The organism is Rhizobium sp. AN6A, from assembly GCF_900215635.1.
GTDB classification, from domain to species: Bacteria; Pseudomonadota; Alphaproteobacteria; order Rhizobiales; family Rhizobiaceae; genus Agrobacterium; species Agrobacterium tumefaciens.
The window spans coordinates 1,536,896-1,550,338 of sequence record NZ_OCNC01000004.1 but is presented as its reverse complement, the minus strand read 5'-3'; the positions used below and the strand labels follow the sequence as shown (position 1 = coordinate 1,550,338).

The following is a 13,443-nucleotide window of genomic DNA, read 5'->3' as shown; positions in this document are numbered from 1 at the left end:
AGCCGTGACTGTCTATCTGCCGATTGCAGAACTGTCGGTGAACATTTTCATCATTCTCGGCATGGGCGCGGCCGTCGGTTTTCTTTCCGGCATGTTCGGCGTGGGCGGCGGTTTTCTCATCACCCCCTTGTTGATTTTTTACAATATTCCGCCCGTGGTGGCCGTGGCAACGGGCGCAAACCAGGTGGTGGCCTCTTCCGTCTCCGGCTCGATCACGCATTTTCGGCGCGGAACGCTGGATGTGAAGCTTGGCAGCGTGCTGCTGGTCGGCGGTCTCGTGGGCGCTACGGTGGGCGTGTGGATATTCTCCTTCCTGCGCAGCATCGGCCAGCTCGATCTCATCGTTTCGCTGCTTTACGTCATCCTGCTCGGCACTGTCGGCACGTTGATGCTGAAGGAGAGCATTTCCGCCCTGCGCCGTGCTGCCCGTAATGAGACGGTGACGCTGCGCCGCCCCGGCCATCACAACTGGGTTCACCGCCTGCCGCTGAAAATGCGGTTCAAGAAGTCGAAGATCTATCTCAGCATCATTCCCGTCGTCACGCTGGGTTTCGGTATCGGCATCCTGACCTCGATCATGGGTGTCGGCGGCGGCTTCATCATGGTGCCGGCCATGATCTATCTTCTGCGTATTCCGACCAACGTCGTTGTCGGGACCTCGCTGTTCCAGATCATTTTCGTGACCGCCTATACGACCATCGTTCAGGCCGCGACGAACTATTCCGTCGATGTAGTGCTGGCATTCATCCTGATGGTCGCGGGCGTCATCGGCGCGCAATATGGCGTGCGCGTGGGGCAGAAACTGCGCGGCGAACAGCTGCGCGCGCTTTTGGCGCTTCTGGTGCTTGCAGTCGCCCTTCGTCTTGCCGTGGCACTGGTTGTTCGCCCCGAAGACCTGTTTTCGGTCGCCGTCGGAGGGTTAGGTTATTGACCCACCGTCTGCTGCTTTGCGCCTTTCTGCTTATCGGTTCCTGCCTTGCCTTTACCGCTTCGGCGCAGACACCGCCGCTTGCCCTGCCTCCCGGCACACAGCAGCGGTCCTTGCAGGAAAATATCGAAATCGGCGCATCGACGACGGAGATTCCGATCACCTCCGATTTTCGCGGCGCGGATTTCACGCTTTTCGGCGCTCTTAACAATACCGACCAGTTGCTGCTCGCTATCGGCCAATATGATATCGTCGTCACCCTTGAAGGCCCCAGCGACTACATGACCGTGCGCAAGAAGGAGCGCGTGGCCGGTATCTGGATCAATACCAGCGCCATCACCTTCACGCCGCTGCCGGAATCCTATTCCATGGCCAGCACGCGCGATATCAGCGCCGTCGCTTCGCCTGGCACCTTGCGGGCAATGGGGCTGGGCGTCGAACACCTATCGCTCAAAAGTGCGGTGTTTTCAGGCGTACCCGACAATGTCTTCGATTTTCAGGAGGCCTACCGGCGCCTGCGGCTTTCAAGCGGCATCTATCGCAACGACACGACCGGCGTGCGGCTTGAACGCACCGGCCTGTTCTGGGCAACCCTGCGCCTGCCCGCCAACGTCCCGAACGGTGTGCATACCGCCCGTGCCTATCTCTTCAAGAGCGGCAATTTCATCGCCCAGCGCGAGCTGAAACTGCGCGTCGTCAAGACCGGCATGGAACAGGCGATCACCGATGCCGCGCATCAGACACCGCTTGCCTATGGCGCGCTGTGCGTTCTCCTCGCCGTCGTCACGGGCTGGAGTGCCAGTATTATTTTCCGCAAGGACTGAGTGTTTTTCATTCCCGGAAAAGAGCGCGTCTTTCGTCTTCGGCGTAAAAGATAGCGTTCGCTTCCTTCAATGGTTTGCGGTAAAATTCAAGACGTTACAACCACGCACGCAGCTTATGGCGGCAAGTGCGGTTGTGACCGGGATGAAAAGGAGAAATGTCATGTTCAAGCACATTCTCATTCCCACCGATGGCTCGCCGCTGGCGCAGATCGCAATCGACCAAGGGTTCGCTCTCGCCAGAGAGGCAGGCGCAAAGGTGACCGTCGTGACGGTGTCCGAACCCTTTCACGTGATTGCCAGCGATGTCGAGGACATTGCCGCCATTGCCGAAGAGGAATTCCACCGTTGCGAGGAGGCGGAGCATTTTCTGAGAGATACGCAGGCGCACGCCGCATCGATGGGGCTGGATTGCGAAGCCCTGCTGGCGCGGGCGGGACGGCCGGATGAGGCGATTGTCGAAATCGCCAACAGGACCGGCTGCGACCTCATCGCCATGGCTTCACACCGGCGCAGAAGCTTCGTCGAGCTGCTTGTCGGCAGCGTTACGGCCAAGGTGCTGAAAAACTCGAAGATACCGGTTCTGGTCTATCGCCAATAGGCGGGCGGAGCGATGCGCTCAGCCGAGCAGATTTGAAAACCGTACCGAATAGATGCGGTCCCGCCCCATCAAATGCGCGACGAGTGCAGCGTGGTCGAAGAGACCGCGCATGGCCTTATGCCGCAAATCCAGCCCGCCGCTCATCACCCCGAAGGCCGGCATCAACAGGCGCGAACCATCGGTGGCGAAACAGGGGCGCCGCACCGTCTTTTCGCGACGGCGAACAGTGGCGGAGGGATGCAGATGGCCTGCGATTTCACCCGCGGCATCTCCTACCTTCGGCTCGTGGCGGAAAACGAGATTGCCATAAAACATCTCATCCACCGAAGACCCCGGCAGATCGACCGTGCCATCCGGATCGTGATTGCCGTTGATCCATATCCAGTCACGGCCACGGGCCATCTCGCGGATCAGTTCGCGCAGCATAAGCGGCAGATACTCGGACCCGACCCGATCGTGGAAGTTGTCGCCGAGGCTGACGACGATCTTCGGATCGTAACGGCTGACGAGGGAAGACAGGATTTTGAGGGTAGCGATCGTGTCGTAAGGCGGCAGCATGCGCCCGCGCCGCGCAAAGGCCGCACCCTTTTCCAGATGCAGGTCCGAGACAACCAGCAGCGACAGATCGGGCAGGTAAAGCCCACCCAACGGGTCGCACCAGGCGGCCACGCCGTTGATGGCAGTTTCGCTGCCGAGGCATTCGAAGCCATTGGAAAACCTGTCGCTCAATGTCAGTCGGCTCAGCACTTTTGCGGTCGTTCCTTCATTCCAGTTTGATGCTTCAGGACATGGCTTCGGCGATAAGCTCGTCTGCGGCCTCGGCAAGCACCTGATCCATCGCCTCGCCCGCCACCGTCTCGCGGCCGATTTCCAGCATGACAGGAACGGCAAGCGGCGAGACGTGCTCCAGCGCACGATGGGTGGTGTGACCCTTGATTCGCTTCAGCATATCGCCAAGACGGCCAATGTCCAAAAGTCCCGCCGCCGCATCACGTCTGGTTGCCTCCAGCAGAATATGATCCGGCTCATGGCTTCGAAGAACGTCATAAATAAGATCGGCGGAGACCGTGACCTGACGGCCCGTCTTTTCCTTGCCGGGATGGCGGCGTTCGATGAGGCCGGAAATGACGGCGCAGTTGCGGAAGGTCCGCTTCAGCATAAAGGATTCGTCCAGCCACGCCTCCAGATCGTCGCCCAGCATGTCCTCGTCGAGAAGTTCCGCCAACGACAGGCGGCGGGATTTCAGTCGCCTGCCAATATCCTCCATGGCCCAGATGGCGAGCGAGTAATCGGTGGCAACGAAGCCCATCGGCTTTGCGCCCGCCCGTTCCAGCCGCCGTGTCAGAAGCATGCCGAGGGTCTGGTGGGCCAGCCGCCCTTCAAAAGGATACATGACCATGAAGAAGCGTTTGCGGAAGGGAAATGTCTCGACCAGCAGCTCGTCGCGCTTGGGAATGATCGATTTTTCCTTCTGGATCGCCAGCCAGTCGCGCACCTGATCCGGCAGCGACTGCCAGCGGGCGGGATCGGACAGCATGGAGCGCACCTGGTCCGCAAGGTAGGTGGAAAGCGGAAACTTGCCGCCGGCATAGGAGGGTATCTTCGGGTCCATCGAAAAGGCCTGCGACACCAGACATTCATTCTCCCGGATGCCTTCGAAGCGCAGAACCTTGCCAGCAAACAGGAAAGTATCGCCCTGCACCAGCTGCTCGAGGAAATATTCCTCGACCTTGCCGAGCGACATGCCGCCGCGTCCGACCGAGCCCTTGGCATTGCGCTTGACCATGCGGACATTGAGTTCCGCAGCCTCGACGATGGTGCCGAGGTTGAGGCGATATTGCTGCGCGACCGCCGGATTGGAGACACGCCAGCGGCCGTCCTTCATCTGGCGGATGCGGGCGTAACGTTCATAGGTGCGCAGTGCGTATCCACCGGTAGCGGTGAAATCCACGACGCGGTCGAAGGTAGAACGCGGTAGATCGGCATAGGGTGAAGCGCTGGTCACTTCACGATAGAGATCATCCGCATCGAAAGGTTCGGCGCAGGCCATGCCGAGCACATGCTGGGCAAGAACATCCAGTGCGCCTTCGGCAATGGGGGGCGTATCCTGCGCGCCGATATAGTTCGCATCGAGTGCGGCCCGGCACTCCATCACCTCGAAACGATTGGCGGGAACGAGGATTGCCTTTGACGGCTCATCCATGCGGTGATTGGCGCGGCCGATGCGCTGGGCAAGGCGGCTCGCCCCCTTCGGTGCGCCGACATGCACGACGAGATCGACATCGCCCCAGTCTATGCCAAGATCGAGCGTGGAGGTGGCGACGACGGCGCGTAATTTGTTTTCAGCCATCGCAGCCTCCACCCGGCGGCGCTGTCCGGCATCCAGCGAACCGTGATGCAAGGCGATCGGAAGATTATCGTCGTTTACATTCCAGAGTTCCTGAAAAATCCGTTCCGCCTGCGAGCGGGTGTTAACGAAGATGAGCGTCGTCTGGTGCGCCTTCAGAGCGGGATACAAATCCTTCATGGCGTAGCGCGCGGAATGGCCGGACCACGGAATACGCTCCTCCGTCTGCAGAATGGCGATGTTTGGCTTGGCTCCGCCTTCCACAGTTATAAGACCTGCGGGCGGTTCTCCCTGCCCCTGTGGTGCCAGGTAACGGCGCAAATCCATCGGCTCCGCCACCGTGGCGGAAAGGCCAATGAAGCGGACATGCGGCGCGTGCCTGCGCACCCGCGCGAGCGCGAGCGACAGCAGATGGCCACGCTTGGAGGTGACGAGCGAGTGCAGCTCATCCAGCACCACATATTTCAGGTCGCGGAAAAAGCGCTCGGCTTCCTTGTTGGCAAGCAGCAGCGACACCTGCTCCGGCGTCGTCAGGAGAATATCGGGCGGTTTGACCTTCTGGCGCTGACGTTTTGCCTGCGGCGTATCGCCGGTGCGGGTTTCAATTGAGATCGGCAGGCCCATTTCCGTGACGGGCTTAGTGAGATTGCGTTCGATATCCACCGCAAGTGCCTTGAGCGGCGAGATGTAAAGCGTGTGCACGCCGACAAAGGCGGAGCCCGGCGGCACCTTGCCGCGTTCAGCAAGATCGGTGAGCGACGCCATGAAGCCGCCCAGCGTCTTGCCGGCACCCGTCGGTGCAATCAGCAGCATGTTTTCGCCGCCACGCGCCCGAGCCATCAGCTCCAATTGATGCGCGCGCGGGGACCACCCTTTTTCGGCAAACCATTTCTGGAATGAAAGGGGCAAGGTGCCGACATGCGTGCCGGAAATGGGAGACTCAGCGTGTTTCACGCCTTCAAGGTAGTGAGAAACCTTGAAAAAAGAAGAGCGGAGCAGAGCCGCTTGACAGGAATGCATAATCATGGATAAATAATATCCACGATACTAAAGCAAACCAAACGTGAGCAAATCGGATGAAACTCGGCGACGGCGTTGAACAGGCCATTCACAGCGTAGGCATGTTAGCGGGACTTTCCGAAGGCGGCGTTCTTTCGGCGGCGGCGCTGGCAGAATTCCATGGCGTTTCCACGAGCTATCTCTTGAAGCACCTGCAATTGCTTTCCGGTGCCGGAATAGTTTCCACCGTACCGGGGCCGAAGGGCGGTTATCGTCTGGCCCGGACAACCGACAAGATTACCCTGCTTGATATCGTTCTGGCCGTGGAGGGACCACAGCCTGCCTTTCGCTGCGCGGAAATTCGCCAGCGCGGGCCGAACCCCTTGCCGGGACGTTATTTCACCAAGCCCTGCGGCATCAACGCCGCGATGCTGAAGGCGGAGAAAGCCTATCGGGCCGAACTCGCGAAAACCAGCATGGCAGACATTCTGGGCGACCTTGCCGCCACTGACGACGGCGGCATTGCGGCACGCGGCTGCGCCTTTCTGGAGCTGAACGAGCGCAGGACGGCGACGCGCTAGAACCTAAAAGACCCAACCATCTGAAATACCGGAGAGCTTCGCAGCTTCCCGGAACGATGACACATGCCCCTCAAACTGAACCACCAATGGAGAGAGACCCATGAAAACCCGTTTGAACTATGCCAAAGCATCCCCCGAAGCCTTCAAAGCCGTGATGGCGCTCGAAACCTACGTCCAGAGCAGCGGTCTTGAGCGCCGCTTCGTTCACCTCATCAAGCTGCGCGCATCAATCATCAATGGCTGCGCGTTCTGCGTGGACATGCATGTGAAGGAAAGCCGTCACGACGGTCTTTCCGAACAGTGGATCAACCTGATGAGCGTTTGGCGGGAATCCCCGGTATATACCGAACAGGAACGGGCGTTGCTCGGCTGGGTGGATGCGGTGACGAAGATTGCCGAAACCGGCGCTCCGGATGACGCCTTCGAGGCCCTGAAGGCGCATTTCTCCGATGAGGACATCGTGAAGATCACCGTTGCCATCGGTGCCATCAACACCTGGAACCGCATCGCCGTCGGCTTCCGTTCGCAGCACCCGGTCGAAGCGGCAGCAAAAGCAGCCTGATCCGCTTTACCCGCACCGGACGACCGTTACATGGCGATGTAGCGGTCGTTTCTATGATTGATGGCGAGCGCGAGGTTCATGACCAGCGCGCCGAGGATGGAGCAGAGGATGACGAAGGGTGTCGCCACGAAGAATGAGCAGGCCAGCACCATGCCGTCGAAGGCGAGCTGGACGAGACCGGCGCGCCAGCCGAAACGGTCCTGGAGATAAAGCGCCAATATGCCGAAGCCGCCGAGGCTGGTGCGATGGCGGAACAGTGCCAGCATGCCTGCCGCGACCGTCAACCCGCCGAAAAGGGCGGCCGCGACGGGATTGATGCTCTCGAAAGCAAACAATCCCGGCATATATTCCGAAAGCAGCGCCGTCATGGCAATGGCGCAAAAGGTCTTGACCGTGAAGGCAAGGCCGAGACGGCGGAAGGCGAGATAATAAAACGGCAGATTGACGAGAAAGAACACCGCGCCGAAGCTGAAGCCGATCGAATAATGCACCAGAAAGGCAATACCCACCACACCCCCGGTGAGGAGGCCCGCAGCGGAAAGCAGCGTCACGCCGAGCGAGACCAGCATGCTGCCCGCCAGAACGCCCTGGGCATCTTCCAGCAGCGAATGGCGATCGGGCGCGGAAGCCCAGATATTCACGCGCTTGCGCGTAGTCGTATCGCCCATGCCTGTTCCCCTGATTTTCCGGCCTTGACCGAGCTATTGCGCCCAAGCGCGAGAGATTTCAAGCGTACTTTATTCAGCGCACAACGATGTATCTGTCAGAGCGGTGGTTGATTGCGAGAAACATGTTCAGCACGAAGGCGCCGACAATCGAATAGACAACAGTCGCCGGATCGATGACGAGGAAGGCGCAGAGCATCACAAAAGCATCAAAGGCCAGCTGGATCAGACCGGCGCGGATGCCGAAGCGGTCCTGAATATAGATGGCCAGAATGCCGATGCCGCCGAGGCTGGCGCGATGGCGATAAAGCGCCAGCAACCCATAACCGAGGAGCAGGCCACCGAGCAGCGCCGCCCAGAGCGGGTTGATGCTGTCGATGACCATCCAGCGCGCTTCCACTTCCGTCAGCACCGAAACAAGACCGATGGCAATGAAGGTCTTGATGGAAAAGGCAAGACCGAGGCGGCGGAAGGAGAGGTAATAGAAGGGCAGATTGACGAGGAAGAACAGGAGGCCGAAGCTGATGCCGAAGGCATAGTGAATGAGGAAGGCGACGCCGGCGGTGCCACCGGTCAAAAGGCCGACCTTGTTCAGCAGATAAAAACCGAGCGCCGATACGATAGCTCCGGTGACGATGCCCTGCACGTCTTCCACCGGCGCATGTTTGGCAGGATCCGAACTCCACATGCTGTAAACGCTTCTCGTTCTGCTCACGCTTTTTCCCTCAGGTTTCCGCGCATTTTGCACTGCAACAAACACGCGATCAAGATGGATACGTAAGGACGACTGACCTATCGTGAAAAAGGCAAGAAACGAAATGTTCAGGCTCTGGCACGGGCAAGAAAAAGAATGCCGGAAAGGGGTTTTCCGGCATCCTTGCGAATGGTGGTTTTGCGGATTTCGATGAGGGAAAAGCCCGCCCGCTCCAGAAGGCCGGTCACATAGCTTTTCGAATGTGCGTAACGCAGCGATTCCCGAAGCACGAAACCATCTTCATCCCCCGCGTCCTCCACCGAAAAGGCGAAGAAGCCGGAGGGTGCAAGCAGGGCCGAAACGAGGGGCATGACGGTTTCCAGACTGCCGAGATACATCATCACATCGGCAGCAGCGACCAGGCCAGCGCGGTGGTGCGGCATTGCCGGCGCGAACAGTCCCGAGGCGTCAGCTTCCAGCGATAGATCGGCCTGGCCGAGATGGTCGTAAAGTCCCTTTTCCTCCGCCTTGGCGAGCATGTTCTGGGAAATATCGAAACCTTCCAGCCGCTTTGCCAGGGGGCGGATTTCAACGCCGAGAAGGCCGGTGCCGCAGCCAATATCGACAATGGTGTCGAAGACGCCACCTCCCGCCGCCTTGCCGATCAGCTCCGCCAGCTTCTGCGGTACGCTGTACTCCAATTTCTCGACGAGCGACGTTTCGAAACGGTCAGCATAATCGTCGAACAGCCCTTCCACATAGCGGCTCGGCGGCTGCTCCGGTGTGTCCACGGCGCCGAGAACCGCGAGTTTCAGTTCGGCTGCAAACAGCCCTTCCGTATCCAGTTCGGCGACTTTTTCGTAAGCCGCCACGGCTTTGTCCGTTTCCCCCGCCTTTTCATGATATTCCCCGAAGCGAAACCAGCCCGCCGTCCACCGTGGCGCAAGTTCAAGCGCCTGTTCCATGAGTTCGGCGGCGGCGGGATAGTCACCGCTCTCCGCCAACATGCGGGCATAGTCCGCTCGGCGGTCGGCAATGACGTCACCGGAAGAAAACTGGTTTGGGGCCATTCAAGATTTCCTGAGAAGATGTCGGCTGTCATTTATCAAGCCATAAAAAAACTCAAGTCCTATTTCATGGCGCACTCATGGAATTGCGAATATGACGCGATATAGTGCGCCGAAACTTGCATCGAAGCAGCGTGCTTCATATGTCAGGACAAAACAGGAGACTTGCTGATGGCCGGTGAGGTCAACAAAATGCTGGGTGATACGGTGGCCCGCACCGTGGTGAAGCTGCTGGTGGTTTCATTGCTCGTCGGCTTTCTGATGGCGATCTTCGGATTGACGCCATGGAATATCATCTATGGCGCGCGCGACTTCGTGGTCGATCTGTGGCGCAGCGGTTTCCACGCGCTTGGCGCAATCGGCGACTATCTGATCCTTGGCGCGACGATCGTCATACCCATTTTCATCATTCTGCGCCTCCTGAGCTATCGCCGCTGACATGACCGACACATCTTTCCAGACGCTTACGCGGCGCGGCTTCGTGCTGATTTCCGCCGGTTCCGTTCTTTCCGCCTGTGTTTCCGTGCCCACAAACAAGGGCATGCCGTCAGGCACCCGCGATGAGACCGCGGCAGCGCTTCCAATGGTCAACGAGTTGCGCCGCTCGAAAGGGCTTTCGCCGCTCTCCTTCAGTAGTGCGGCAAGTGGTGCGGCCGCTTATCAGGCCGGACGCATGGTCAAGGCGCAGAAGATGGCGCATCTGATCGGCCTGACCGACAGTTTCCTTATCCGCATGAAGGACGGCAATGTGCCGCTACCGGCAGCGGAAAACGTGGCGGCCGGGCAGGACAGCGTGGAGCGTGTCGTCAAGGCCTGGATCGGCTCGAAACATCATCTGGAAAACATGCTCGGACCATATAATGGCCTTGGCGTCGCGGTTGCCTATGATGCCGCAAGCCGCAACCGGCCCTATTGGGCGATGGTGCTGTGCGCGTGAGATAACGGGGGCGCGCCCTCCAACCTCATTCCTGTCCCTGTCACAGGGATGAGGCAGGAGAGCACACCACCACGATAAGCACTCATCTTAACCGACGCAGCGTCTCGACCGTTCAGGTCATTCTCAGCCAAGCTTGCGGTCGGCCCAGCGGTCGACCGTGCTGTCGCGCAGATCACGAATGGACTGCACACCTTCGCGAGAGACCAGCTTCGACAGGCCTTTGACGATGGACGACGGCAGGCCGGGGCCTTCATAGACCATGCAGGAATAGAGCTGAACCAGATCGGCCCCTGCCCTTACCTTTTCCAGTGCCGTTTCCGGCGAAGAAACGCCACCCACGCCGATGATGGGCAGATTGCTGCCGACGCGCCGGCGCACTTTGGCGAGAACAGTGGTCGAAAGCTCGAATAGCGGCTTGCCGGACAATCCACCCGCCTCACCTTTATGCGTACCGGGCCGCAGGCCTTCACGCGAGAGCGTGGTGTTGGAGACGATCAGGCCATCGAGATCATGGGCCAGCGCCTCTTCCGCCACGTCATCCAGCCCTTCCTCGGTCAGATCGGGCGCGATCTTCAGGAAGATCGGAATGCGTTTGCCAAAGCGTTCGGCTTCTGCCCTGCGACGCTCCAGCACCGCGCCAAGAAGTGCCGCGAGGCTTTCGCGCGCCTGCAAGTCACGCAGACCCGGCGTATTGGGCGAAGAGATGTTGACGGTGAAATAGGATGCGACCGAATAAAAGGCCTCGATGCCCTGCACATAATCGGCGATGCGGTCTTCGCTGTCCTTGTTGGCACCGATATTGACGCCAACGATGCCGCGTAGCTGCGCCTGCTTCAGGCGCTCCAGCGCTGCGGCATGGCCTTCATTGTTGAAACCGAGGCGGTTGATGACGCCTTCATCCTCAACCAGACGAAAGATGCGCGGTTTGGGATTGCCGGATTGCCCACGCGGCGTGACGGTGCCGATTTCAGTAAAGCCGAAACCGAGCCTCAGAAGCGGTCCCGGGACTTCCGCATTCTTGTCGTAACCCGCCGCCATGCCGAGCGGATTGGGGAAAACGAGGCCTGCAACGGTCTGCTGCAGACGCGGATCGTGCGGCACCATGCAGGTGGGCAGAAAGCCGCTTTTCAGCGCCGCCACGGACAGGCCATGTGCCTTTTCCGGATCGACAAGAAACAGGCCCTTGCGGCCGATTGAGGAAAATAATCCGCTCATCACAAAATCTCCGGAAACTGGTGCTGGTCATCATGGCCGAGTGAAAGCGGCGTTTCCCAAAGCACGGCGGTCAGGGGAAGAGACGCATAGAGATGGGGGAAAAGATCGCCGCCTCTCGAGGGTTCATAAACCAGCTTGTCGCCAAGTGCTGCACCATCAACAGCGATCAGAAGCAGGTCGGTCTGGCCGGAAAAATGCCGGGCGGCAGTCTCGGCCGCCTGCTTTGCCGTTGAAAAATGAATGAACCCGTCCGTCAGATCGATGGCAGCGCCTTCGAAGACGCCTTGTGCCCTGGCTGCATTCCACAACGTCTCCGGCACGATTTTATAAATGATCGCGGGCGTTTCCTGCATGGGGCTCTCCGAAGGCTTTCCAAGGCTTTTCAGTCTGGGCGGTTTGCCGCAAAGCGGGTCGATTGTCCACAGTTTCCACGGCATTTTTATTGCCGTGACGGCTGTTCCCAAGCTTTTTCTTGTAATACGCAACCGATTAGAGCAACCTTTCAGCAGAGGAGCCGGAAGCAGTCTAGACTGCCGGCAAACGGGAGTGCACCATACCTTTCAAAGAACCGCATAACGCCCTTGGGAGGGGGCCAGAATGTCGGAACTTGTCATTATCATCGCAGACGACCACCCGCTTTTTCGCGGTGCTCTCAAACAGGCCGTATCCGGTCTCGACGGGCAGCAGACAATCATGGAAGCCGGGGATTTCGAGGCTGCCAGAAGTGCCGCGACGGCATGCAACGACGCCGATCTGATGCTTCTGGACCTCGCCATGCCGGGTGTCAGCGGATTTTCAGGCCTGATGGCGCTGCGGGCGGAATTTTCCAGCCTGCCCATCGTCATCGTTTCGGCAACGGACGACGCGACCACTGTTCGCCGGTCCATCGAACTCGGCGCTTCCGGTTTCATTTCCAAATCCTCGGGCATCGACGATATCAGGGATGGCATTCGCGCGGTTCTTGAAGGCGATGTCTGGATACCGGCAAGCTGTCAGGGCGAAAAGGAGCATGATCCTGATGTGGCTGATCTCATCGGCCGGCTCCGAACGTTGACGCCGCAACAGAGCCGGGTTCTGGGCATGCTGGCCGAAGGCCTGCTGAACAAGCAGATAGCCTATGCGCTGAATGTTTCGGAAGCCACCATCAAGGCGCATGTCTCCGCGATCCTGCTGAAGCTCAAGGTCGATAGCCGCACGCAGGCGGTGATCCAGCTCGCCAAGATAAACACATCGGCCATGGTGGCGTAATCAAGGATTTTATTCCTTTCTTTTCTTTACTCCTGACGGGATATGGTCTAGATTCCGTGGAGTAAACGACAGGAGCTTTTCCGCCACGGGCTCCACCTGCGGGCTTTCATCATGCTTTCACACGAGACGATCTGGAGCGCCATCGATACGCTTGCCAAGCGTCACCAGCTGACGCCTTCGGCCTTGGCGAAGCGTGCCGGTCTCGATCCCACCTCGTTCAACAAATCGAAGCGTTTCGGCCCGGATGGCCGCAAACGCTGGCCTTCGACGGAATCGGTATCCAAGGTGCTGGAGGCGACGGGGGCAAGCGTCGACCAGTTTTTTGGTTATGCTTTCGGCAGGACGCAGACAATGCAGCCTTCCGGTGCGGACAATGCCATCCCCCTGCTCGGTTTTGCGCAGGCGGGCTCCGGCGGCTTTTTCGACGACGGCGGTTTTCCGGCCGGTCAAGGCTGGGATGTGGTGGAGTTCCCCTCTTCTCCCGAACGCAAGCAGGGCGTCTACGCGCTGGAAGTACAGGGCGAAAGCATGATGCCGCTTTACCGCGACGGCGATATCCTGATCGTGGAGCCGGGCGCGCAGGTGCGGCGCGGCGACCGCGTGGTGCTGAAAAGCCGTGACGGCGAAGTGATGGCCAAGGTGCTGGCGCGGCAAAGCCCCAAGAATATCGAGCTTCTTTCGCTCAATCCCGAACATCCGAACCGCAGCTTCGACATGGCCGATGTGGAATGGATCGCCCGCATCATCTGGGCCAGCCAATAGACACCGCCATTGCGAA

16 protein-coding genes are annotated in these 13,443 nt (G+C 59.3%); 9 read left to right on the top strand and 7 right to left on the bottom strand.

Translation table 11 applies throughout. The annotated features are described in order from the left end of the window. Window positions 1-4: 4 nt before the first annotated feature. The 3 genes from CRO62_RS20115 to CRO62_RS20105 all read left to right on the top strand — a co-directional run bounded on the left by CRO62_RS20115 (window position 5) and on the right by CRO62_RS20105 (window position 2,350). Window positions 5-931: a sulfite exporter TauE/SafE family protein gene (locus CRO62_RS20115; RefSeq protein ID WP_003514964.1), complete on the top strand. Its 927-nt coding sequence runs from the start codon at window positions 5-7 to the stop codon at window positions 929-931. Then, window positions 928-1,752, top strand: a complete 825-nt coding sequence (locus tag CRO62_RS20110; protein ID WP_013635439.1) for a TIGR02186 family protein — start codon at window positions 928-930, stop codon at window positions 1,750-1,752. The genes CRO62_RS20115 and CRO62_RS20110 overlap by 4 nt, the downstream gene beginning before the upstream one ends. A 160-nt stretch (window positions 1,753-1,912) precedes the next feature. Continuing rightward, on the top strand, window positions 1,913-2,350 hold the full coding sequence (locus CRO62_RS20105; RefSeq protein WP_097101465.1) for a universal stress protein: 438 nt from the start codon (window positions 1,913-1,915) through the stop codon (window positions 2,348-2,350). An 18-nt stretch (window positions 2,351-2,368) separates the two neighbouring features. On the opposite strand, the gene pdeM is transcribed toward CRO62_RS20105, so the two are convergent. Both pdeM and CRO62_RS20095 read right to left on the bottom strand, forming a co-directional pair. After that, window positions 2,369-3,097, bottom strand: a complete 729-nt coding sequence (gene pdeM, locus CRO62_RS20100; RefSeq protein WP_097101463.1) for a ligase-associated DNA damage response endonuclease PdeM — start codon at window positions 3,095-3,097, stop codon at window positions 2,369-2,371. Between the two features lie 34 nt (window positions 3,098-3,131). Beyond that, the gene (locus CRO62_RS20095; RefSeq protein WP_323455510.1) at window positions 3,132-5,723 is read right to left on the bottom strand and encodes a ligase-associated DNA damage response DEXH box helicase; all 2,592 of its coding nucleotides are present in this window, start codon (window positions 5,721-5,723) and stop codon (window positions 3,132-3,134) included. A 50-nt stretch (window positions 5,724-5,773) separates the two neighbouring features. Here CRO62_RS20095 and CRO62_RS20090 point away from each other — a divergent pair, with 50 nt between their 5' ends. Both CRO62_RS20090 and CRO62_RS20085 read left to right on the top strand, forming a co-directional pair. Continuing rightward, window positions 5,774-6,277, top strand: coding sequence for an RrF2 family transcriptional regulator (locus CRO62_RS20090; protein WP_097101461.1), 504 nt, complete (start codon window positions 5,774-5,776; stop codon window positions 6,275-6,277). 100 nt (window positions 6,278-6,377) lie between these two features. Further along, window positions 6,378-6,839, top strand: coding sequence for a carboxymuconolactone decarboxylase family protein (locus tag CRO62_RS20085; RefSeq protein WP_065658364.1), 462 nt, complete (start codon window positions 6,378-6,380; stop codon window positions 6,837-6,839). Window positions 6,840-6,865: 26 nt separating this feature from the next. On the opposite strand, the gene CRO62_RS20080 is transcribed toward CRO62_RS20085, so the two are convergent. From CRO62_RS20080 to CRO62_RS20070, 3 genes are all read right to left on the bottom strand, one after another. Next, window positions 6,866-7,507, bottom strand: coding sequence for a YitT family protein (locus tag CRO62_RS20080; RefSeq protein ID WP_097101459.1), 642 nt, complete (start codon window positions 7,505-7,507; stop codon window positions 6,866-6,868). Between the two features lie 73 nt (window positions 7,508-7,580). After that, on the bottom strand, window positions 7,581-8,192 hold the full coding sequence (locus tag CRO62_RS20075) for a YitT family protein (RefSeq protein ID WP_003514951.1): 612 nt from the start codon (window positions 8,190-8,192) through the stop codon (window positions 7,581-7,583). Between the two features lie 134 nt (window positions 8,193-8,326). Next, on the bottom strand, window positions 8,327-9,268 hold the full coding sequence (locus CRO62_RS20070) for a class I SAM-dependent DNA methyltransferase (RefSeq protein ID WP_179784582.1): 942 nt from the start codon (window positions 9,266-9,268) through the stop codon (window positions 8,327-8,329). Window positions 9,269-9,436: 168 nt separating this feature from the next. Here CRO62_RS20070 and CRO62_RS20065 point away from each other — a divergent pair, with 168 nt between their 5' ends. Together CRO62_RS20065 and CRO62_RS20060 are read left to right on the top strand one after the other, a co-directional pair. Further along, window positions 9,437-9,703 (top strand): DUF6460 domain-containing protein, encoded by a 267-nt coding sequence (locus CRO62_RS20065; protein WP_003514949.1) that lies wholly within the window; start codon window positions 9,437-9,439, stop codon window positions 9,701-9,703. A gap of 1 nt (window position 9,704) precedes the next feature. Beyond that, window positions 9,705-10,202 carry a CAP domain-containing protein gene (locus CRO62_RS20060; protein ID WP_013635432.1) on the top strand — a complete coding sequence of 166 codons (498 nt, stop codon included), beginning with the start codon at window positions 9,705-9,707 and terminating at the stop codon, window positions 10,200-10,202. Window positions 10,203-10,325: 123 nt separating this feature from the next. On the opposite strand, the gene CRO62_RS20055 is transcribed toward CRO62_RS20060, so the two are convergent. Beyond that, window positions 10,326-11,417 (bottom strand): quinone-dependent dihydroorotate dehydrogenase, encoded by a 1,092-nt coding sequence (locus CRO62_RS20055; protein WP_097101457.1) that lies wholly within the window; start codon window positions 11,415-11,417, stop codon window positions 10,326-10,328. After that, window positions 11,417-11,770, bottom strand: a complete 354-nt coding sequence (locus tag CRO62_RS20050) for a DUF952 domain-containing protein (protein WP_097101455.1) — start codon at window positions 11,768-11,770, stop codon at window positions 11,417-11,419. Before CRO62_RS20050 ends, CRO62_RS20055 begins: the two co-directional genes overlap by 1 nt. 244 nt (window positions 11,771-12,014) lie before the next feature. Between CRO62_RS20050 and CRO62_RS20045 the strand changes: the two genes are divergently transcribed. Beyond that, window positions 12,015-12,665, top strand: coding sequence for a response regulator (locus tag CRO62_RS20045; protein ID WP_097101453.1), 651 nt, complete (start codon window positions 12,015-12,017; stop codon window positions 12,663-12,665). Between the two features lie 111 nt (window positions 12,666-12,776). Beyond that, window positions 12,777-13,427 (top strand): helix-turn-helix transcriptional regulator, encoded by a 651-nt coding sequence (locus CRO62_RS20040; protein ID WP_003514944.1) that lies wholly within the window; start codon window positions 12,777-12,779, stop codon window positions 13,425-13,427. Window positions 13,428-13,443 lie beyond the last annotated feature (16 nt).